The organism is Duffyella gerundensis (genome assembly GCF_001517405.1).
Lineage (GTDB): Bacteria > Pseudomonadota > Gammaproteobacteria > Enterobacterales > Enterobacteriaceae > Duffyella > Duffyella gerundensis.
Genome location: NZ_LN907827.1, coordinates 950,895 through 971,381, shown reverse-complemented (window position 1 = coordinate 971,381; position 20,487 = coordinate 950,895). Strand labels below are relative to the sequence as shown.

Genomic DNA, 20,487 nt, shown 5'->3' with positions numbered 1-20,487 from the left:
ACAGCGTAAGATCAAGGGCGGCGAATTAGCCGCCCTTTTTTATTCAGCCGTTCTGCCGGATGCGCGCCAGTAGCGCATCAATATCTTCCACGTGCGGCGCCGCCAGAATCAGCGTCTTGCCAAGGCTGATCGCATGACGGATGCACTCCACGCGCATCGCCTCATCGCTGATGGTTTTCATATCAGCAATCTGCGACATGCCTACGGTACGGCGGATCAATTCAGTGCCACAGTAGCCCACGCTGTCCTGCCACACCTTGTGCAAAAACGCCGATGCGTAACCGGGAAAGGCCAGCGCCACATCGCGCGTTTTCTCTACCGCCAGCGCCTGAAAACGTTCGACAAAGGCGAGCCAGAGCACTTTCACATCCAGCAGGCGCTGTTCGCGTCCTGCCGCCGCTTCCCGCGGTGCCAGCAGACCGGGCAGCGCACAGTAGTTCAGCAGCAGATTGCCCAGCGCCGTACCGACGTCAAAGCCAATCGGGCCAAAATAGCCAAACTCGGCATCAATCGCCTTCAGGCTGTTTTCGGCGACAAACACCGAACCGCTGTGAATATCACCGTGCAGCAGCGCTTCGGCATGAGCAAAGAAACGGTGCTTGAGGCTGGCGACGGCAATGCGCAGTTCATCGTCGTGACGCAGCGCCAGCACATCCTCTTCCAGCTGTGCCGGATAGGCGTTGTGCTCGTGCCCAATATAGGGTTCATTGAAGAACAGGTCTTCGGTGATTTCACACATTTGCGGGTTAATAAAACGCGCCACTTCCTCTTTTTTCTTGTGTGGATGCAGGTAAAAATCGGAGGTGTGAAACAGCGTCTGCGCCAGATAATAACCCAGCTGGCTGGCGGCCTGCGGATAGGGGATATTTTTCACCAACTCGCCGCGCCAGATCTGATGGCTGGAGAGATCTTCCATCACCATCACCGCAAGTTCGGCATCGTAATGGATCACATTCACGGTATGCTGGGGGCAGTGACGATAGTGTTCCACCAGCGTCTGCGCTTCAAGACGCGCCCGATCCAGCGTCAGCGGCCAGGATTCGCCGACGCAGCGCACATAGGGCAGCGCCTGCTTGACCACCACGCGGCTGCGATCGGCACGATCATAAATTTTAAACACCAGATTGAGGTTACCGTCGCCTATCTCTTCGGCGCGCACTAACTCTGCCGGATCGGCGAGACCGCCAAACTGCTGCGCATAAGCGACCGCATCATCTGCGGTGAAGGTACGATATTGCGACATACGTAATCCTCATTATTCTGCTGTTATAAGCCGTTCAGACGTCTATACATCTACGAAGCATGTTGGCACAATACCTTGTATCAACGCAACCAGGATTTAAGCCCGATGAAAACTCTCAGTACCACCAGCTTACAGGTTCGTGACAATCAGCTTTGGATCCTCGATCAACAGGCGCTGCCGCAGCAGAAAAACTGGCTGCCCGCTGCCGACGTGGCAGAACTGGTGGCGCATATTCACGCCCTGCGCGTGCGCGGTGCGCCACTGATTGGCCTTTCCGCCAGCCTGCTGCTGGCCCTGCTGGCGGAGCAAGGTTTTACCCGCACGGCGCTGGCTGACGCACTTGAGGTGCTGCGCGCCGCGCGACCAACGGCGGTAAATCTGATGAACAATCTGGACCGCATGCGGCTGGCGCTGGCGCAGGAGAACTACGTTGCCGCGCTGCGCATGGAGGCGCTGAACCTGATCGATGAAGATAAAAAGCTGTGCGATGCCATTGCTGATGCTGGCGCGGCGCTGGTGACTCCCGGCAGCCGTTTGCTCACCCACTGCAATACTGGCGGCCTGGCCACTGCGGGCGTCGGCACCGCCCTCGGCGTGATCAGCCGGGCGTTCAGTCAGCAAAAGGTTACCAACGTATGGGTGGATGAAACCCGTCCGCTGTTGCAGGGTGGACGTTTAACCGCCTGGGAACTGGGCGAGCTGGGGATTCCTTATCAGCTGATCTGTGACTCAATGGCCGCCAGCCTGATGGCGCAGAAGCAGGTTGATGCTGTCTGGGTTGGTGCCGATCGCATCGCTGCTAACGGCGACGTCGCCAATAAAATCGGCACCTACAGCCTGGCGGTACTGGCACACTATCATCAGATTCCTTTCTACGTGGCGGCGCCGCACACCACGCTGGATCCCCACTGTCCGAATGGCGCGGCAATTCCGATCGAACAGCGTGCCGCCAGTGAAGTCACCGGCGTGGCGGGCAGTTTTGGCAGCGTGCAGTGGGCGCCAGAACAGGCGCGGGTACACAATCCAGCGTTTGATGTGACGCCTGCCGCGCTGATTAGCGGTTGGGTGCTGGATACCGGCGTAATCACACCGGAACAGGTGAATGCCGGGATCTTCTTACCGCGTTAAACGGCGGCGGCTTTCCTGCTGAGATGAAAGCCGCCGTGATTATTACGGCAGCCGCGGATAGGCATCGGCGATGCTGTCGCCGGTAAAACGCGCCACCCAGCCTTCCTGATTATCGAAAATGCGAATCGCGGTAAAATGCGGCGACGAACCCATATCAAACCAGTGTGGCGTACCGGCAGGCACCGAGATTAAGTCGTTCTTCTCGCAGAGAATTTGATAGACACTGCCGTCGAGATGCAGGCAAAACAGCCCGGCGCCTTCCACAAAGAAACGCACCTCATCTTCGCCATGCGTGTGCTCATTAAGAAACTTACCGCGCAGTGCGTCCTTCTGCGGATTATCGGCGCGCATGCTGATCACATCCCAGCTTTGATAACCCTTTTCAGCCACCAGCCGATCGATAGCGTGCTGATAGGCATTAATCACCGTTTCAGCATCGGGATTCTCACCCAGATCGCGATCCGCCTGCCAGCGCTCAAAGCGCACATTTTTCGCCTGCAGCTTTTCACGAATCGCTTCCGCCTCGGTGCTGTGCCAGACCGGCTGGGTCGCTTCGGTATCGGTAAAAATGGTTAATGCGCTCATGTTAACTCCGCGGTTATCTGATCAAAGGATGCGACCTGGCGATGCTGGCTGCTGCTGTCCGCCTCGCCGCGAATAAGCTGAATGGTCTGCCATCCGGCGGCAGCGGCGGCATCCAGCTCCTGATGAATATCGGATAAAAACAGCAACTGTTCGGCGGGCAGATCGATCTGCCGGGCGATGTTCTGATAAGAGGCGACGTCGCGCTTGGCACCGACATGCGTATCAAAATAGCCGCTGAACAACGCTGTGATATCACCTTCATCGCTGTAGCCAAATAACAATTTCTGCGCAGCTACCGAGCCGGATGAATAAACATAAAGCGCTATGCCCTGCGCGCGCCAGGCCTGCAGCGCGGGCAGCACATCGGCGTAAAGATGGCCGGTAAATCGGCCGCTGAGATAGCCGTCACGCCAGATCATGCCCTGCAACGCCTTGAGGCCGGTGGACTTCTTATCCTCATCCATAAAGCCAAACAGCGCGGCAATCAGCGTCTGCACATCGGCCTGTGGCTGAGCAATCTCTTCACGCACGCGGTTAAGCGCCTCGGCAACCGCGGGCTGCTGCTGTTCCCGCTGGACAAATTCCGCCAGATGCGTGCGCGCGTATGGGAACAGCACCTCGTGCACAAAACGGATATCGCTGGTGGTGCCTTCTATATCGGTAACAATGGCGCGGATCATGATCTCTCCAACAGGCGGCGCTGCCGCTCGCACTCAAATAAAAATTCCAGGCCTTCAAGATGGCGGCGCGCCTCGCTGACATCTTTTCCCCAGCAGGTTAAACCGTGGCCGCGCAGCAGAAAGCCGTAACGCAGCGGTGAGGTGCGGGCGAACGCTTCGATACGCGCCGCCAGCGCGGCAATATCCTGATCGTTATCAAACAGCGCGATCTCCACACTGTCGAGATGGCTCTGCTGACCGCTAAGGCTTTTCTGCATCTCGTAGCCGTGCAGCCGCAGCACCTCGCCCTGCTCCACGCGCGATAGCACGGTCGCGTTAACGGTATGCGTATGCAGCACCGCACCGGCGTCAGGAAACAGTCGATAGAGCAAGGTATGCAGGCCCGTTTCAGCCGAGGGGCGACGGCCTGAAGCGGCACGATTGTTGGCGATATCAACCACAATAAAATCGTCGGCGGTCAGGCTGCCTTTGTCTTTGCCCGATTCGCTGAGCAGGCAGGATGTGGCATCGCGGCGCACCGACATATTGCCGCCAGTGGCCGGTGCCCAGCCGCGACTGCCGATCCAGTGGCAGGCGGCGACCAGTTGTTCGAGCTGCGAAGTCGCTGACATAGGTTTCCTCATTAACGGTGCGGCGGCTGCATTTAGCCGTCTAAGCGTCTTGATTGCCAAATACTAGCATCCTGTTTATAGTGACAGCAACACGTCTCCTGGTCTACAGAACCGAAGGTTAACGCATGAGCCACGTCCTCTATCAGCCCGAGAGCAAGTTGCCCGCGCTCGGCACCACAATTTTCAGCCGCATGAGCGCCCTCGCCCAGCAGCACAACGCCATTAATCTGTCGCAGGGTTTTCCCGATTTTGACGGCCCGCGTTATCTACAGGAGCGCCTCGCCTGGCACGTTAGCCAGGGCGCAAATCAATATGCGCCGATGACGGGCGTTGCGGCGCTGCGTGAGGCGATCGCCGACAAAACCGCCGAGTTGTATGACTACCGTCCCGATGCCGATTTGGAAGTCACCGTCACCGCCGGTGCGACCGAGGCGCTGTACGCCGCGATCACCGCGCTGGTGCGGCCAGGCGACGAAGTGATCTGTTTCGATCCGAGCTATGACAGCTATGCACCGGCAGTGGCGCTGGCGGGCGGCGTGTTAAAACGCATCGCGCTTCAGCCACCCGCTTTTCGCGTCGACTGGGCAGCCTTTGCCAGCCTGATTACCGATAACACCAGGCTGGTGATCGTCAACACGCCGCACAATCCTTCCGCCACGGTCTGGCGCAACAGCGACTACGATGCGCTGTGGCAGGCAATTGCCGATCGGCCGATCGGTGTGCTGAGTGATGAAGTGTATGAGCACATCTGTTTCACCGAGGCGGGCCACGCCAGCGTGCTGACCCATGCGGATTTACGGCTGCGCGCCATCGCCGTCTCCTCCTTCGGCAAAACCTTTCATGTCACCGGCTGGAAAGTAGGTTACTGCGTGGCGCCACCGGCGCTAAGCGCTGAGATTCGCAAGGTGCATCAGTATCTGACGTTCTCGGTGAATACGCCGGCTCAGCTGGCGATTGCCGATATGCTGCGCCAGCAACCGGCGCACTACCGCGAGCTGTCGGCCTTCTATCGCGAACGACGCGATCGTCTGATTGCCGCGTTAGCCAACAGTCGCTTCCGCGTGCTGCCGTGTGAAGGTACCTATTTTCTGCTGCTGGATTACAGTGCCATCTCCGATCGGGATGACGTCAGCTTTTGCGAATGGCTCACCACAGAAGTTGGTGTGGCCGCGATTCCGCTGTCGGTGTTTTGCGATGGCGCATTTCCGCATAAACTGATCCGTCTCTGTTTCGCTAAACAACCGGCGACGCTCGACGCTGCCGCGGAGCGCTTATGTCAGCTTTAACGATCACCTTATTGCAGGAACCTTTAGCCTGGATGGATGGCGAAGCGAACCTGCGCCATTTTGATCCGCTGCTGCGCGATCTTCAGGATCGTGATCTGATCATTCTGCCGGAGATGTTCACCACCGGTTTCGCCATGGAGGCAGCCAAAAGCTCGCTGCCTGAGGATTGGGTTATCGCCTGGTTGCATGGCCACGCGCAGCATTGCGATGCGTTAGTCGGCGGCAGCGCAGCGATCCAGACCGCACAGGGCGCGGTTAATCGTTTCCTGCTGGTGGAGCCCGATGGCACGGTGCATCGTTACGATAAACGCCATCTGTTTCGTATGGCGGACGAGCATCATCACTATCTGGCGGGTGAACAGCGCGCGGTGCTGAACTGGCGCGGCTGGCGTATTCTGCCGCAGGTCTGTTACGACCTGCGCTTTCCGGTGTTCTCGCGCAATCAGAACGATTATGACCTGGCAATTTGGGTCGCCAACTGGCCCGCGCCGCGCGCGCTACACTGGCAGGCGCTGCTGCTGGCGCGGGCGATTGAGAATCAGGCGTATGTGGCGGGCTGTAATCGCGTGGGCATCGATGGTAATCAGCATCACTACAGCGGCGATAGCCAGATTATCTCTCCGCAGGGCGAGATTCTGGCTGTCGCCGCACCGCATCAGCCTGCGCGGCTGGATGCCACGCTGTCGCTGGACGCGTTACGGGCATACCGCGAGCGCTTCCCTGCCTGGCGCGATGCTGATGCCTTTCAGCTCTAGACGTTACGGCTGACGGGCGGCCGCGACTTTTGGCTTGAGCGGATTAAACAGCGCGTTGAGGCTGACCGACACCAGGCAGGCCGCGCTGATCCCCGAATGAAACAGCGTCTGCACCCAGCCGGGAAATTGATCGTAAAAGCCCGGCATGACCAGCGGGATCATGCCGAAGGCCAGCGAGGTGGCAACAATCACCAGATTCATGTTCTCTTTGTAATCGACCTTAGCCAGCGTGCGAATGCCGCTGGCGGCCACGGTGCCAAACAGCACCACGCCCGCGCCGCCCAGCACCGGCACCGGAATGCTGGCGACGATGCGGCCCATGACCGGCAGCAGGCCAAGTACGATAAGAATGGCTCCACCTGCCGCCACCACAAAGCGACTGCGAATGCCGGTCATGGCGACCAGACCGATATTTTGCGCAAAGGCGCTCTGCGGAAAGGAGTTAAACAGCGGCGCCAGCGCGCTGGTCAGCATGTCAGCACGTAAACCACGGGCGATGCGTTTGCTGTCGACCTCAGTTTCCACGATCTCGCCGATGGCGATCAGCCCGGCTGTGGTTTCGGTCAGCAGCACCAACACTATCAACAGCATCGATAAAATAGCCGCCAGATCGAAAGTCGGCAGGCCAAAACTGAACAATCCCGGCAAGGCGAGATAATCGCCCTGCAGCACGCCAGAAAAATCCGCTCGTCCGCTCATTACCGCAAACAGCGTACCGATAACAATCGCCAACAGCACCGACAGCCGCTTCAGGCTGGCGTTGCCCACTTTATTCAGCAGCAGAATCGCCGCCAGCGTCAGCGCCGCCAGCCCGATATTTCCCGGTGCGCCCCAGTCAGCGGCATGGGCATTGCCGCCCATCGCCCAGCGGGCGGCCACCGGCATCAGCGACAGGCCAATAGCGGTGATCACCGTACCGGTTACCACCGGTGGAAAAAAACGGATGATCTGGGCAAAGTACGGCGCAATCAGCAGGCCGATCAGCGCCGAGGCGATCACCGCGCCAAACACCATCGGCAGGCCGCCGTCACCGCTGGCGATACCGGTTAAGGTCGCCACGCTGGCAAACGAGACGCCCTGTACCAGCGGCAGCCGCGAACCAAAGCCCGGCATGCCCAGCGACTGCAACAGCGTGGCGCAGCCGCTGACGAACAGCGCGGCGGTGACCAGCATACCAATCTGTGCCGCCGACAAGCCGGCTGCTGAGCCAATGATCAGCGGCGGCGCGATAATGCCACCGTACATGGTCAGTACATGCTGCAAACCCCAGGCAAAGGTTTTCCCTGCCGGATAACGTTTGTCTTCCGGGCTGATGCGAGAGTGAGTCATCAGAGTGTCCTTGTTAAAGCGGCGCCGCTATGACGCCACGTGGCATCGGCGATCAGCTGCCGCGATAGGTTGACCATGACCAGGGCGAAATCAGAAACGGCAGATGATAGTGGCTGCCGGTGCCGGGAATGCGAAAGTCGATCTGCGCGCTGATGTAGAGCGTTTCGCGTCCGCTAGCGGCAAAGTAATCGCCAATCTCTGCGGTGAGACGATAGTGGCCCGGCGTGAGCACCTCGGGCGTAAAGTCGGTAATCCGGCCATCGGCGTTGGTGATGCCTTTTGCCACCGGCAGCCAGCCTTCTGCGGTTTGCTGTTCCAGCGCGATAGCAACATCAGCCGCAGGACGGCCCAGCGCCGTATCAAGAACGTGGGTAGAAATGGTGCTCATTGCAGGCTCTCCTGTAAACGCAAAAGGGTAATCTCACGCAGTTGGCCCAACGCCTCCTGCACTTCCTGTTCCGGGCTGTTCTCCAGCCGACGTTGCAGCTCAGCCAGCATCTGCTCGCCGCTGCGCCCTTTAGCGCGGATCAGAAAAACCCGACCAAACCGCGCCTCGTACGCCTGGTTGCCTGCGCGCATCGCCTGCTGTACATCGCTGTCCGCCTGCTGCATGGCACCCTGCTCCCGACGTGACAACGCTGCCTCTTTATCCGCTCCGGCGGCACGCTCACCGATGCGCGGATGGGCCGCCAGCGCCTGATTAAGCTCAGGCTGCTGCCAGCTCAACGCCAGCTGTTCTGCGCACTGCATTAACGCCGTCAGCGAGGCAAATGGCCGCTGCGCCACCAGCGCCTGTTGCCAGTTGCTAATCGCCACGCAATGGGCGATGGCCGCCTGCGCGGCGTCGGCATCCAGCTGATTAAAGGTGGTGAGATTCATGGTGTTCTCCCTGTGCTACGGCACGGTTGCCAGATGTTGTACGGTATGCAAATAGGCCTGAATGGCGCTGGCGACGTCCGTCTCGCGCACCGACTCCGCCGGATGATGGCTGATACCGCGATCGCAGCGCACAAACAGCATGCCTACCGGCCAGCGTTCGGCGATGGCAATCGCATCATGCCCGGCGCCACTGGGCAGCAGCATGCTGGCACCCTGCACCTGCGTCACCGCCGCGCTAAACGCCTGCTGCAGCCGCGGATCGCAGGCGGTGGCGGCGATACGGTAATATTCGTCGGCGCTGAAGCTGATGCCGCGGCGCAGCGCGATCGCTTCCGCCTGCGTCAGCAAATCCGAGAGCAGCGCCGCCAGCGGCTGATCCTGCGGACCCCGGACATCCAGAGTTAAATTGACCTCGCCGGGAATGACATTGACCGCTCCAGGTGCGCAGCTCAGCGTGCCAACGGTGGCCACCAGCTGCGGATCCAGCTGCTGGGTGCGCTGCTCGATATAAACCATCCACTCGGCCGCGGCCGCCAGCGCATCCTTGCGCTGGGTCATTGGTACGGTGCCCGCGTGGCCCGCCTCGCCGGTAAAAACACAGCTCAGGCGGCGGGCGCCATTAATGGCGGTCACCACACCCAGCGGCAGATTCGCCTGCTCCAGGCACGGACCCTGTTCAATGTGCAATTCCAGATAGGCCACAATCGCCTCCTGCTGACGGGCTGCGAGGCCGATCAGCGCCGCATCCAGCCCGACATCCTGCATCGCCTGCGCGACCGTAATGCTGTTGCCATCAGGATGGCTCGGCCAGCTCTCCGGCCACTGACCGGTAATGCCGCGGCTACCCAGCAGCGTGATGCCAAACCGGGTGCCCTCTTCATCGCCGAAGCCGACGATTTCCACCGCCAGCGGCAGGCGTCGCTGCTGCTGATGCAGCCACTGCACCACTTCAATTGCCGTCAGCACGCCGAGCATGCCGTCGTAGCGGCCGGCGTTGCGCACGGTATCGAGATGCGAACCCAGCAGGATTGCCGGTGCGCCGGGCCGCGCGGCTTCATAGCGGCCACAGATATTGCCCACTTCGTCCTGCCAGACCTGCATGCCCGCAGCCCGCATCCATTCACCGACGCGTGCATTGGCGCGCATGTGTTCTGGTGACAGATAAACCCGCGTCAGCTGACCCGCGGTTTCGCTGATCTCAGCCAGCGCATCGCAACGCGCCATCACGCGCGCGGCAGAACGCGCGGCGTCATCGGCGTTCATCAGGCCTCTCTCCATCAGTGACTCCCGTTGCCGTAGCGATCCCAGGCAGCCTGCAGCGCCGCGCCCTGCGGCGAACGGAAACCCAGATGATGCAGCACCGCTTCCAGCGCCGTTAAGGTCTGCATCACGCAATCTTTCCGCGCGTTGTAGCCCATGGTGCCAATGCGCCAGACCTTGCCGTGCAGCGGGCCAAACGAAGTGCCAATTTCAATGCCAAAATCGTCCAGCATCAATTTACGTACCCGATCGCCGTTGATGCCGTCCGGAATGATCACGCCCAGCACGTTGCTCATTTTGTTTTTCACATCGCCGAAGATTTCCAGCCCCATCGCCTGGATGCCGTGCAGCATCGCCTCACCGTGCAGCTGATGACGCGCAATGGTGTTATCCAGCCCTTCCTGCAGAATTAAACGGGCGCATTCGCGGGCACCAAACAGCGCCGAGGTCGCTTCGGTATGGTGATTCAGCCGCTCGGGGCCCCAGTAATCCATGATCATGCCGAGATCAAAATAGTTGGACCAGATCATCTCATCCTCGCCATCCTGGTGCGCTTCGGTACGGATCCCCGCTTCCACGCATTTACGCCGACGGATCACCGCTTCCATTTGTGGGCTAAGCGTGATCGGCGAGGTGCCGGACGGGCCACCAAGGCACTTCTGCATGCCCACCGAGACCGCATCCAGCCCCCAGGCATCGGTTTCCAGCGGATTACCGGCAAAAGAGGCGGTAGCGTCGGTGTAAAACAGCACGCCGTACTGTTTGCAGATGGCACCAAGCTGCTCTAGCGGCTGCAGCATGGTGGTGGAGGTATCACCCTGTACCGTCAGCAGCAGGCGCGGACGCACGCGTTTGATCGCATCTTCGATCTGATCCGGGGTAAATACCTCGCCCCACGGCACTTCGATGATGTGTACCTCGGCGCGGCAGCGACGGGCGATTTCACACAGCAGATGACCGAAACGGCCATAGACCGGCACCAGCACTTTATCGCCCGGACGAATCGATGAGACCAGCACCGCTTCGATACCGGCGCGGGAGGTGCCGTCAATCAGCATCGTCCAGCGGTTTTCAGTGCGGAACAGCGCGCGGTAGAGCGCCATGACCTCGTTCATGTAATGGGTCATCGCCGGATCGTACTGACCCACCAGCTGGCTCGACATCGCACGCAGCACGCGCGGATCGGCGTTGATCGGTCCCGGGCCCATCAGCAGGCGCTGTGGCGGATTAATTTGGGCGTAATCGTGAATATCCATGGTCATTTCCTTTCCAGGTGCGGCTCAGTTCAGGCCGCGGACAGAAGAGATAAATTGTTTAAGCTCGGCGGTTTGCGGATCGGCAAACACCGTTTTACTGTTGCCCTGTTCCCAGACGCGTCCCTGGTGCATAAACACCACGCGGTCGCCGACTTCGCGGGCAAAATTCATTTCGTGCGTCACCAGAATCAGCGTCATGCCCTCTTTTGCCAGCTGTTCCAGCACTTTCAGTACTTCGCCTACCAGTTCAGGATCCAGCGCCGAGGTGATCTCATCGCACAGCAAGACTTTGGGCGACATCGCCAGCGCGCGGGCAATGGCGACGCGCTGCTGCTGGCCGCCAGAGAGATTGGCCGGATAGTAATCGACACGGTCGCCGAGGCCGACTTTCTCCAGCATTTGCAGCGCCAGCTGGCGGCATTCAGCGTTGCCCTTTTTCAGCACGCGACGTGGCGCCAGCATGACATTCTCCAGCGCGGTCATGTGCGGAAAGAGATTAAAACTCTGAAACACCATGCCCACCGAGCGGCTGATTTCTCGCGCCTGCGAGTCGCGGTCGGTAACCGTCATGCCGCCGAGCTTGATGCTGCCTTCCTGATAGCCTTCCAGACCATTCATACAGCGCAGCAGAGTACTTTTACCAGAGCCGCTGCGGCCGATGATGGAGATCACTTCGCCCATGTCGATATCGAGATCCACGCCTTTCAGGACGTGGTTATCGCCATAGTATTTTTGCACCTGATTAATGGTGATGAGCGGCATTGAATTTTTTCTCCAGGTACTGGCTGTAACGGGACAGCGGATAACACATCAGGAAATAGCCCAGCGCGACCAGACCAAACACCTTGAACGGTTGATAGGTGACGTTATTCAAAATGGTGCCCGCCTTGGTGAGCTCAATGAAGCCGATAATTGAGGCGAGCGCGGTGCCTTTGATCACCTGCACCGCAAAGCCCACGGTGGGCGCGATGCCGATACGCAGCGCCTGTGGCGCAATCACCCGAAACAGCGTCTGGCCAAAGCTGAGCCCGAGGCAGCGCGACGCTTCCCACTGGCCTTTTGGCAACGCGTTAATGCTGCCAAACCAGATATCGACCAGAAACGCGCTGGTGTAAAAAGTCAGCGCCAGCGCGGCGGCGGTCCACGGCGAAACGTCGATGCCAAACAGCGCCACGCCAAAAAAGGCCAGAAACAGCTGCATCAGCAGCGGCGTGCCCTGGAACAGTTCGACGTAGCCGCGAATCAGCCGACGCAGCCACGGACGATGCAGCAGGCGCAGCAGCAGCAACGGCACGGTGACCAGCGTGCCGCCGACAAACGCGGTCAGCGACAGCAGCAGTGTCCAGCGCGCCGCCAGCAGCAGGTTGCGCAGAATGTCCCAGTCGGTAAAAGTGGTCATCATGCGCGTACTCCCAACCATTTACGGCCAATGGCCAGCAGCAGCTGACGCATCAGCACAGAGAGCATGAGGTAGATCAGCGTGGTCACCAGGTAGACCTCAAAGCTGAGAAAAGTGCGTGACTGGATCAGATTGGCAGCAAAGGTTAGCTCTTCATAAGAGACCTGTGACACCACCGACGAACCCAGCATCACGATAATGCACTGGCTGACCAGCGCCGGATAAATACGCTGCAACGACGGCGGCAACACCACGCGCAGGAAGGTTTGCGTTCGCGTCAGCCCCAGTACGCGCCCCGCTTCCCACTGTCCTTTTGGCGTCACCTGAATACCTGCACGAATAATTTCGGTGCTGTAGGCGCCAAGGTTAATCAGCATCGCCAGCAGCGCCGCCTCGCCCGCCGTCAGCTTCAGCCCGAGATTCGGCAGGCCGAAGACGATAAAAAAGAGCTGCACCACAAACGGCGTGTTGCGGATCACCTCAACGTAGCAGCCCCACAGGCGGCTTAGCACGCTGGCTTTGCCGCTGCGCAGCGCCGCGCCGAAAATGCCCAGCGCCACGCCGCCGACGGTCGCCAGCACCGTTAACTGCACGGTGACCCACAGACCCGCCAGCAGTTCCGGCCAGTGCGGCCAGAGTTCAGAGAAGTTGAGTTGCCCGATCATGCGCGTGGCCTCAGCTACCGAGGTTGGCGGGCAGCGGCGCTTTCAGCCAGGTTTCCGACAGTTTGTTCAGCGTGCCATCTTTGATGCCCTGCTCGATCAGCGCGTCCACCTGCGCTTTCAATGCCGGTTCGTTTTTCTTCAGGCCGATAAAGCAGGGAGAATCTTTCAGCATAAATTTGGCGACCGGCGCCTTCGCCGCGTTTTGGCGAGCAATAGCCGCGACCACCAGGTTACCGGTGGCGACAAACTCCACCTGACCCGACAGATAGGCAGAAAGCGTGGTGTTGTTATCTTCGTAACGTTTCACCTGTGCCGCCTTCGGCGCAACGTCGCTTAGCACCATATCCTCCACCGCGCCGCGGGTTACGCCGATCGACTTACCGCTCAGTGCGGCGGCATCGGTCAGCGCAACATCTTTAGGCCCAAATACCCCGAGGAAAAACGGCGCATAGGCCCGGCTGAAGTCGATCACTTTTTCGCGCTCGGCGTTTTTACCCATGCTGGAGATCACCAGATCTACCTTGTCGGTTTGCAGATAGGGCACGCGGTTCGCGCTGGTCACCGGCACCAGCTGTAACTTAAGTTTCATCTGTTTGGCGAGGTATTTTGCCATATCGATATCATACCCCTGCGGCTGAAGGTCAGTACCTACTGAACCAAAGGGCGGGAAATCCTGCGGTACCGCAACACGAATGACGCCACGCTTCTGAATTTCCTGCAGCTGATCGGCCATGGCCGTGCCCACCTGCGCGACCACTAATGCCGCGCCAAACAGTGCCATCATCATCTTTTTCATTGTGCTTCCCCGGTAAGGTTGATGAAACTAAAGATTCTTACCAGTGCATTTTGCAACTAATGTGCCAGGCGCGGAGGAGGAGAAAAAAAAGCCGCCGTGGCTGATTCAGTGGCGCAGGCGGCAGCAAAAAACCGGGTTAGCCGATGAGTTTGAGTGAACCAAAATGAGGCAAGGCACCATTATGGTGCCCAATCAGCGTTGTTCCAGCTCATCCAGCTGCTGGTAAAGATCGGCAATGCGATGAATACGCTGGCGTCCCTGCGACAATAATTCGTGCAGCACGGCGTTAGCCAGCAGGTTAATCAGGCTCATGGCGGAAGCGTAGCTGTCGAAGGCGGAGACGCTGTCCAGCGGTGCGCAGAGCGGCCAGCGCGCCAGGCTAATGATGCTCTGCGCCTGCGATTCACACAGCGCCACCACCGGAATGTTGTCCTGTTGCAGCTGCTGTAACAGCGGGCGGATGATGCGCGGCCGACGGCGAAAAGCCATTACTACCACCACATCCTGCGGCGTAATATCCACCAGCTCCTCTGCCAGTGTCTGTCCCGGCTGCGGCAGCAGCCACACCTGTTCGCGCGCCTGCTGTAGCTGCTGGCGCAGGTGCAATGCCACCGGATAGGCGTTGCGCAGGCCGATGATCAATACCCGCCGGGCGCCAGCCAGCGCGCCGATCACCTCATTAAACTGCTGTGCATCAATGCTGTTAACCCACTGCGTCAGGTTGGCCATCTCCTGCTTGTAATGCCGCGAGAGCAGCGTGTTGCCCTGCACTGCATCACGGTTATCGGTTAACGGCATGCCGCTCTGACGCAGGGTGCGCAGCTCATCGCGCATATCTTTATATTTTTCATAGCCGAGACGCCGGAACAGCCGACTGACCGTTGCCTTGGACACGCCACTCAGCCGCGCCAGCTCAGCGCTGTTGTAGCTGATCAGATCGTTGAAGTGATCAAAGATAAAATCAGCGATGCGCTGTTCCTGCGGCGAGAGCTGGGCGTAATGCTGTTTTAATCGCTCGTCGAGTTGCTTCATTAAGACTTCCTGTAACTTTTGTTTCAGGAAAAGTTAGCATAATTTGTTCCAGGTTTTGCCCTGACGTATTCGACTGACAGGTAAACGAAAAACTGGAACGGCTCTTGCACCGTTTTTCACCCTGCACCCTAATCTGCAAGAGTAAATAATGATGCAAAGTAACATGGCACCGCTGGGAATGGCGGTAACGCCTCATCATCTGGCCAGCGAAAGTGCGCTGGCGGTGCTGCGTGAAGGCGGCAATGCGATTGAGGCGATGGTCGCGGCGGCGGCAACCATTGCGGTGGTCTATCCGCACATGAATGGGCTGGGTGGCGACGGCTTCTGGATGATCCTGCCGCCCGGCGGTGAACCGCTGGCGATTGATGCCAGCGGCGCAGCGGGATCGCTGGCGCACCCCGATTTTTATCACGGCGAAACCGCTATCCCGCATCGCGGGCCAAAGGCCGCACTGACGGTTGCCGGTACGGTCAGCGGCTGGTCAGAGGCGCTGCAATTTTCCACTGAGCTGGGCGGACAGGCTCTGCCGCTGCCTCGCCTGCTGCGCGATGCCATTCGTTACGCCGCTGATGGCATTCCGGTAACGCAGTCTCAGGCCAGCGCCACGGCCAGCAAGCTGGCTGAGCTGAGCGATCAGCCCGGCTTTGCCGTCACCTATTTACCGGATGGCCACGCGCCACGCGCCGGCAGCCGGTTTGTACAGCCTGCGCTGGCGGCCACGCTGAGCCAGCTTTGTGAAGAGGGGCTGGAAAGTTTTTATCGCGGCAATCTCGCACGTCAGCTGGCGCGCGAGATGTCGCAGCTCGGCATGCCGATCACGCTGGATGATCTACACCATCATCAGGCTCAGCGCCGGACGCCGCTACGGGTAACTCACAGCAGCGGCGAGATTTTTAATATGGCACCGCCGACACAGGGGCTGGTGTCGCTGGCGATTTTAGGCATCACCGATCATCTGGCGATGGCGGATGCAGATGATGCCGAAACCGTGCACCGTATCGTTGAGGCAACCAAAATCGCCTTTGGCCTGCGCGATCGCTATATCACCGATCCGCGGCATATGCAGGAAGATATGCAGACGCTGCTGGAGCCAGAGCGGCTGGCAGCGCTGGCCAGCGGCGTAAATGAACATCAGGCCGCCCCCTGGGGCACCGGGCGTGGGCCAGGCGACACAGTGTGGATGGGCGTGATGGATAGCAGCGGCCTGGCGGTCTCTTTTATTCAGAGCCTGTATCACGAGTTTGGTAGCGGCGTGGTGCTGCCGGAAAGCGGTATCACCTGGCAAAACCGCGGCGCCGCTTTTAGCCTGCAGCCGGATCACCTGCTGACGCTGGCGCCGGGTAAGCAACCTTTTCACACCCTCAACCCGGCGGCAGCCCGCCTGCACGATGGCCGCACCATGGTATATGGCTCGATGGGCGGCGACGGCCAACCGCAAACTCAGGCGGCGATTTTTACCCGCCACGTTATCCAGCACATGCCGCTACAACAGGCGGTGAGCGCGCCGCGCTGGCTGCTGGGCCGCACCTGGGGCCAGGCATCTGATTCGCTGAAGCTGGAAAACCGCTTCGATCCAACGGTGGCTCAGCGACTACGTGACCGCGGCCATGAAGTGGAAATGTTGACCGATTACAGCGAAGCGGTGGGCCACGCTGGTGCCATCGTTCGTCACAACAACGGCATGCTGGAAGGCGCTTTCGATCCGCGCAGTAACGGCAGCGCCGCCGGTTTCTGAGAGGAGTTATTATGCAACACAATGTTGACTGGGCCACCTACGTGGCGCAAATGGAACAGATCCTTGCGGTACCGCTGGATGAAGCGCGACGGGCCGAACTGCTGACGCAGTTTACCCGCATCGCTGCCATGGCCGAGCCGCTGATGGCCTTTCCGCTGGACGACCGACTGGAAGTTGCGGGGGTTTATCAGGCATGAACCTCACCGCATTAACCCTTGCTCAACTGCAGTCGGCGCAGAGCCGCGGCGAGTTGAGCGCCCGTGATATCGCTGAGCACACGCTACGCGCTATCGACATACACAATCCGCAGATCAATGCCTGGACCACCGTTACCGGAGAAAGGCTGCTGCAGGAAGCGGATGCCGTTGATCGGCAGCGCCGCGCCGGGGCTCCGCTCGGGCCGCTGGCCGGTATTCCCTACGCGGTTAAAAATCTGTTTGATGTGGCGGGCCATAGCACGCTGGCCGGAGCCAGCCTGTTCCGCGATCGGGCGGTGGCAACGCAGGATGCCTGGGCGGTTCGCCAGCTGCATGCCAGCGGCGCGCTGCTTACCGGCATGCTGAATATGGACGCCTACGCCTATGGGTTTACCACAGAAAACAGCCATTATGGCGCGACCCGCAATCCGCGTGACGTGACGCGCATCGCCGGGGGGTCGTCAGGCGGATCGGCCGCAGCGGTGGCCGCAGGCCTGGTACATTTCTCACTCGGCAGTGATACCAACGGTTCCATTCGCGTGCCCGCTTCACTGTGCGGCATTTTTGGCCTGAAGCCGACCTTTGGCCGCCTGTCGCGCAGCGGATCGCACCCTTTTGTTGCCAGCCTCGACCATATTGGCCCCTTTGCCCGCAACGCCAGCGATCTGGCACTGGTCTATGATGCGCTGCAAGGCCGTGACGCGCAGGATGCGTTCCAGGCTGATGCGCCAGGCGCGCCGGTGAGTGCCTCGCTGGAGAACGGGCTGGCGGGAATACGTTGCGGCGTGCTCGGCGGCTATTTTCAAACCTGGTGTGATGACGATGCGCGCAATGCGGTAACACGGGCCGCCCAGGTGCTGGAAGCGAGCGAAACCGTGCTGCTGGCCGATGCCGAACTGTCACGATCCTCGGCGTTTATCATTACCGCATCAGAAGGCGGCAATCATTATCTGCCTGCCCTGCGTCGTTCACCCGAGCAGTTTGAGCCGCTTTCGCGTGAACGGCTGCTGGCCGGTGCCATGCTGCCTGCGGCCTGGTACGTGCAGGCGCAGCGTTTTCGTCGTCACGCCCAGCAGCAGATGCAGGCGCTGTTTCAGCAGGTCGACGTGCTGATTGCGCCCGCCACGCCCTGCAGCGCGACGCTGATTGGCCAGGAGACGATACGCATTAACGGCACCGATCTGCCGACGCGCGCCAATATGGGCATGCTGACTCAGCCGATCTCATTTTTAGGGCTGCCGGTAACCACCGTACCGCTACAAACCGCCAGCGGCTTGCCGATCGGCCTGCAGCTTATCTCCGCGCCGTTTAAAGAGGAGATGGGCTTGCGCGTGGCGCGCGTACTGGAACAACACGGGCTGGTTATGCCGCAACTCACTGCAGAAGGAGTCTGACATGCAACGCATTAATCAACCGGACGTGCTGGCGGCGGTGACCGCGGCCTTTCAGCGCTACGAGCAGGCGCTGGTCAGCAATGATGTGGCGGTGCTGGATGAGCTGTTCTGGCACGACGCGCGAACGGTGCGGCTGGGTGCGGGAGAGAATCTCTACGGCATCGAAGAAATCCGTGCTTTTCGTCAGGCTCGCCCTGCGGCGGGCCTGGCACGCACGCTGCGCAATACGGTGATCACCACCTTCGGGGATGATTTTGCGGTGTGTAGCACGGAGTTTACCCGCGCAGGCAGCGATCGCATTGGTCGCCAGCAGCAGAGCTGGGTGCGAATGGCGGATGGCTGGCGCATTGTGGCCGCGCAGGTCAGCCTGATGTCCTGATATCAGCGGCAGCGGTGTGTGCCTTAAAGCGCTATATCGGCCAATTGATCGTTGATGTCACGCGTTGACCCCCAGAGTTGGTATGCGAAAATGTTGCCATTACCTAAATACTTCGTGCCGGTAAAGTGGTGCGGAATGAAGTAGTGGCTTGGCCAGCGGGTAATATTGGCATAGTTCAGACGATTTACCGTATCGGTTAAGGTTTTCGGCCCGGTCGTTATCCACGGCAGATTATCAACAACGCTGGGCTTGTTTTTTATCGTCAGAATGACTTCTGAAATTAGCGCGGCTTCTGGCTCAGCGGCAAGATAGCCGTTGGCCAGCACGCCGGGCCGAATTATCTCATTCTCCCAGGCCACACAGACCTGGCTGTCAAATAACCAGTCGGCCAACGGACGGATGCAACAGGTGTCAGCGTCCACGGCAAAACCGCCTTCACGTAGCAAAATTTCATACCGCATCATGTCGGCAACGCCCGCAAGACTGCGTGGTTTCATGCTGTTGATGTGCGCATGATTAATCCATCGGGTCTCCGCCAACTCCCGATTGCCCCAAACTTTTATTTTCCATTCGGGATTTTTATCTCTCCAGCTGTTGATCAACGTATCGGGGCGACGTGACTCATCACCAATCCAGACCATATGGATCACTTTGGGAATATTCATACGCGGTTGTTCACTCTCTGTTTAAACGCATAACCAGAACGGTACCCTGCTCTTGTGTCGCCACTGGGCTCTGTGTTTAAGATTTTAATGCCATCAACAGAAACGTCATGCCCATCCAGGCCCACAGGTAACAAAAGCGGGAGGTAAAACCATCAGGCGACACAACCGTGAGGAGACTTAACTTTTACGTGGAGAGAAGCAATCCTGAACAGGCGCTCAGGATTGGACAGTCTTATTCGCTGGTGGGCGCAGGATGATGCTGCAACCAGTGATCGGCAATCTGCTGGCGACTGCAGATCCAGACGTTGTCGTGCTGCTGGATATAATCGAGAAAACGTTGCAGTGCACGAAAGCGCCCCGGACGGCCCAGCAGCCGACAGTGCATGCCCACTGACATCATTTTCGGCGCGGTTTCCCCTTCGGCATAGAGCACGTCGAAGCTGTCTTTCAGGTAGGTATAAAACTGTTCGGCGGTGTTAAAGCCCTGCGGCGTGGCAAAGCGCATGTCGTTGCATTCCAGCGTATAGGGAATGATCAGATGCGGTTTCACCGTGCCATCCTGGCAGGTAACCTGCGACCAGAACGGCAGATCGTCGCCGTAGTAGTCGCTGTCATAGCTGAAGCCGCCCTGCTCCACCACCAGCCGTCGCGTATTGGGGCTGTCGCGGCCGGTGTACCAGCCGGTGGGCGCCTTGCCAAACAGATCCTGCAATACGTCCACCGCCTGCTGCATGTGCTGACGTTCAGTTTTCGCATCCATCGCCTGATAATGGATCCAGCGCCAGCCATGACTGACCACGTCATAATCCGCCGCCTTGATCGCCGCAACGATATCGGGATGACGCGCCAGTGCCATCGCCACGCCAAACACGCTCAGCGGCAGGCCACGCGCCTGAAACTCGTTGTGAATGCGCCAGAACCCCGCGCGGGAACCGTATTCATAAAGCGACTCCATCGACATATGCCGATCGGGATAGCTCGCCGCGCCGATAATATCGGACAGGAACTGCTCGGAACCGGCGTCGCCGTGCAGCACGTTGTTTTCCGCACCCTCTTCGTAATTCAGTACAAACTGAACGGCAATTTTCGCCTGATTTGGCCAGGCAGCGTGTGGCGGATTGCCTGCATAGCCACGCAGATCGCGCGGATAGTTTTTGTTGAAGCTGTACTCACGTTTTTCCTGACTGTCGCTCATATCAATTTTCCTGTCTGC

General features: G+C 59.4%; 23 protein-coding genes. 7 read left to right on the top strand and 16 right to left on the bottom strand.

The window, feature by feature from the left end; translation table 11 throughout:
- Positions 1-43: 43 nt before the first annotated feature.
- Entirely contained in the window at positions 44-1,243 is a 1,200-nt protein-coding gene (mtnK, locus tag EM595_RS04360; protein WP_067428216.1) for an S-methyl-5-thioribose kinase, read from the bottom strand.
- Positions 1,244-1,348: 105 nt separating this feature from the next.
- Between mtnK and mtnA the strand changes: the two genes are divergently transcribed.
- Entirely contained in the window at positions 1,349-2,371 is a 1,023-nt protein-coding gene (gene mtnA, locus EM595_RS04355; protein WP_067428215.1) for an S-methyl-5-thioribose-1-phosphate isomerase, read from the top strand.
- Between the two features lie 42 nt (positions 2,372-2,413).
- Here mtnA and EM595_RS04350 read toward each other — a convergent pair whose 3' ends face one another.
- The 3 genes from EM595_RS04350 to EM595_RS04340 are packed head-to-tail and all read right to left on the bottom strand — an operon-like array spanning position 2,414 to position 4,247.
- Positions 2,414-2,956, bottom strand: a complete 543-nt coding sequence (locus EM595_RS04350) for a 1,2-dihydroxy-3-keto-5-methylthiopentene dioxygenase (RefSeq protein WP_067428213.1) — start codon at positions 2,954-2,956, stop codon at positions 2,414-2,416.
- Positions 2,953-3,636: an acireductone synthase gene (gene mtnC / locus EM595_RS04345; RefSeq protein ID WP_067428211.1), complete on the bottom strand. Its 684-nt coding sequence runs from the start codon at positions 3,634-3,636 to the stop codon at positions 2,953-2,955. The genes EM595_RS04350 and mtnC overlap by 4 nt, the downstream gene beginning before the upstream one ends.
- On the bottom strand, positions 3,633-4,247 hold the full coding sequence (locus EM595_RS04340; RefSeq protein ID WP_067428209.1) for a methylthioribulose 1-phosphate dehydratase: 615 nt from the start codon (positions 4,245-4,247) through the stop codon (positions 3,633-3,635). The genes mtnC and EM595_RS04340 overlap by 4 nt, the downstream gene beginning before the upstream one ends.
- A gap of 125 nt (positions 4,248-4,372) precedes the next feature.
- On the opposite strand from EM595_RS04340, the gene EM595_RS04335 reads away from it, so the two are divergent.
- On the top strand, positions 4,373-5,533 hold the full coding sequence (locus EM595_RS04335; protein WP_067428207.1) for a pyridoxal phosphate-dependent aminotransferase: 1,161 nt from the start codon (positions 4,373-4,375) through the stop codon (positions 5,531-5,533).
- A complete protein-coding gene (locus tag EM595_RS04330) occupies positions 5,521-6,288 on the top strand; it encodes an amidohydrolase (protein ID WP_067428205.1) in 768 nt (255 codons plus the stop codon). Before EM595_RS04335 ends, EM595_RS04330 begins: the two co-directional genes overlap by 13 nt.
- A 3-nt stretch (positions 6,289-6,291) precedes the next feature.
- Here the strand turns inward: EM595_RS04330 and EM595_RS04325 are convergent, their stop codons facing one another.
- The 10 genes from EM595_RS04325 to hpxU form a co-directional block, all read right to left on the bottom strand.
- On the bottom strand, positions 6,292-7,617 hold the full coding sequence (locus EM595_RS04325; protein WP_067428203.1) for a nucleobase:cation symporter-2 family protein: 1,326 nt from the start codon (positions 7,615-7,617) through the stop codon (positions 6,292-6,294).
- A 52-nt stretch (positions 7,618-7,669) separates the two neighbouring features.
- Positions 7,670-8,005 (bottom strand): hydroxyisourate hydrolase, encoded by a 336-nt coding sequence (gene uraH / locus EM595_RS04320; protein ID WP_067428201.1) that lies wholly within the window; start codon positions 8,003-8,005, stop codon positions 7,670-7,672.
- Positions 8,002-8,496: a 2-oxo-4-hydroxy-4-carboxy-5-ureidoimidazoline decarboxylase gene (gene uraD, locus EM595_RS04315; protein ID WP_067428199.1), complete on the bottom strand. Its 495-nt coding sequence runs from the start codon at positions 8,494-8,496 to the stop codon at positions 8,002-8,004. The genes uraH and uraD overlap by 4 nt, the downstream gene beginning before the upstream one ends.
- A 15-nt stretch (positions 8,497-8,511) precedes the next feature.
- Positions 8,512-9,774 (bottom strand): allantoate amidohydrolase, encoded by a 1,263-nt coding sequence (gene hpxK / locus EM595_RS04310; RefSeq protein ID WP_067428197.1) that lies wholly within the window; start codon positions 9,772-9,774, stop codon positions 8,512-8,514.
- Positions 9,774-11,012, bottom strand: coding sequence for a (S)-ureidoglycine--glyoxylate transaminase (locus EM595_RS04305; RefSeq protein WP_067428195.1), 1,239 nt, complete (start codon positions 11,010-11,012; stop codon positions 9,774-9,776). The genes hpxK and EM595_RS04305 overlap by 1 nt, the downstream gene beginning before the upstream one ends.
- A 24-nt stretch (positions 11,013-11,036) precedes the next feature.
- Positions 11,037-11,774, bottom strand: a complete 738-nt coding sequence (locus EM595_RS04300) for an amino acid ABC transporter ATP-binding protein (protein ID WP_067428194.1) — start codon at positions 11,772-11,774, stop codon at positions 11,037-11,039.
- Positions 11,755-12,411 (bottom strand): amino acid ABC transporter permease, encoded by a 657-nt coding sequence (locus EM595_RS04295; protein WP_067435137.1) that lies wholly within the window; start codon positions 12,409-12,411, stop codon positions 11,755-11,757. The genes EM595_RS04300 and EM595_RS04295 overlap by 20 nt, the downstream gene beginning before the upstream one ends.
- Positions 12,411-13,076, bottom strand: a complete 666-nt coding sequence (locus tag EM595_RS04290) for an amino acid ABC transporter permease (protein ID WP_067428192.1) — start codon at positions 13,074-13,076, stop codon at positions 12,411-12,413. Before EM595_RS04290 ends, EM595_RS04295 begins: the two co-directional genes overlap by 1 nt.
- 10 nt (positions 13,077-13,086) lie before the next feature.
- The gene (locus EM595_RS04285) at positions 13,087-13,872 is read right to left on the bottom strand and encodes a transporter substrate-binding domain-containing protein (RefSeq protein ID WP_067428190.1); all 786 of its coding nucleotides are present in this window, start codon (positions 13,870-13,872) and stop codon (positions 13,087-13,089) included.
- Positions 13,873-14,064: 192 nt separating this feature from the next.
- Positions 14,065-14,904: a MurR/RpiR family transcriptional regulator HpxU gene (gene hpxU, locus EM595_RS04280; RefSeq protein ID WP_067428187.1), complete on the bottom strand. Its 840-nt coding sequence runs from the start codon at positions 14,902-14,904 to the stop codon at positions 14,065-14,067.
- A 148-nt stretch (positions 14,905-15,052) separates the two neighbouring features.
- Here hpxU and EM595_RS04275 point away from each other — a divergent pair, with 148 nt between their 5' ends.
- Genes EM595_RS04275 through hpxZ form a run of 4 tightly spaced genes read left to right on the top strand, consistent with a single transcriptional unit; the run spans position 15,053 to position 18,609 of the window.
- Complete coding sequence (locus tag EM595_RS04275) at positions 15,053-16,639, top strand: gamma-glutamyltransferase family protein (RefSeq protein ID WP_067428186.1); 1,587 nt, start codon at positions 15,053-15,055, stop codon at positions 16,637-16,639.
- A gap of 11 nt (positions 16,640-16,650) precedes the next feature.
- On the top strand, positions 16,651-16,836 hold the full coding sequence (gene hpxX / locus EM595_RS04270; protein WP_067428184.1) for an oxalurate catabolism protein HpxX: 186 nt from the start codon (positions 16,651-16,653) through the stop codon (positions 16,834-16,836).
- Positions 16,833-18,230 (top strand): AtzE family amidohydrolase, encoded by a 1,398-nt coding sequence (locus tag EM595_RS04265; protein WP_067428182.1) that lies wholly within the window; start codon positions 16,833-16,835, stop codon positions 18,228-18,230. Before hpxX ends, EM595_RS04265 begins: the two co-directional genes overlap by 4 nt.
- A gap of 1 nt (position 18,231) precedes the next feature.
- Positions 18,232-18,609: an oxalurate catabolism protein HpxZ gene (hpxZ, locus tag EM595_RS04260; protein ID WP_067428180.1), complete on the top strand. Its 378-nt coding sequence runs from the start codon at positions 18,232-18,234 to the stop codon at positions 18,607-18,609.
- Positions 18,610-18,632: 23 nt separating this feature from the next.
- On the opposite strand, the gene EM595_RS04255 is transcribed toward hpxZ, so the two are convergent.
- On the bottom strand, positions 18,633-19,274 hold the full coding sequence (locus EM595_RS04255) for a glycosyltransferase family 32 protein (protein WP_067428178.1): 642 nt from the start codon (positions 19,272-19,274) through the stop codon (positions 18,633-18,635).
- Between the two features lie 232 nt (positions 19,275-19,506).
- Positions 19,507-20,469, bottom strand: coding sequence for an allantoinase PuuE (gene puuE, locus EM595_RS04250; RefSeq protein ID WP_067428176.1), 963 nt, complete (start codon positions 20,467-20,469; stop codon positions 19,507-19,509).
- Positions 20,470-20,487: the final 18 nt, after the last annotated feature.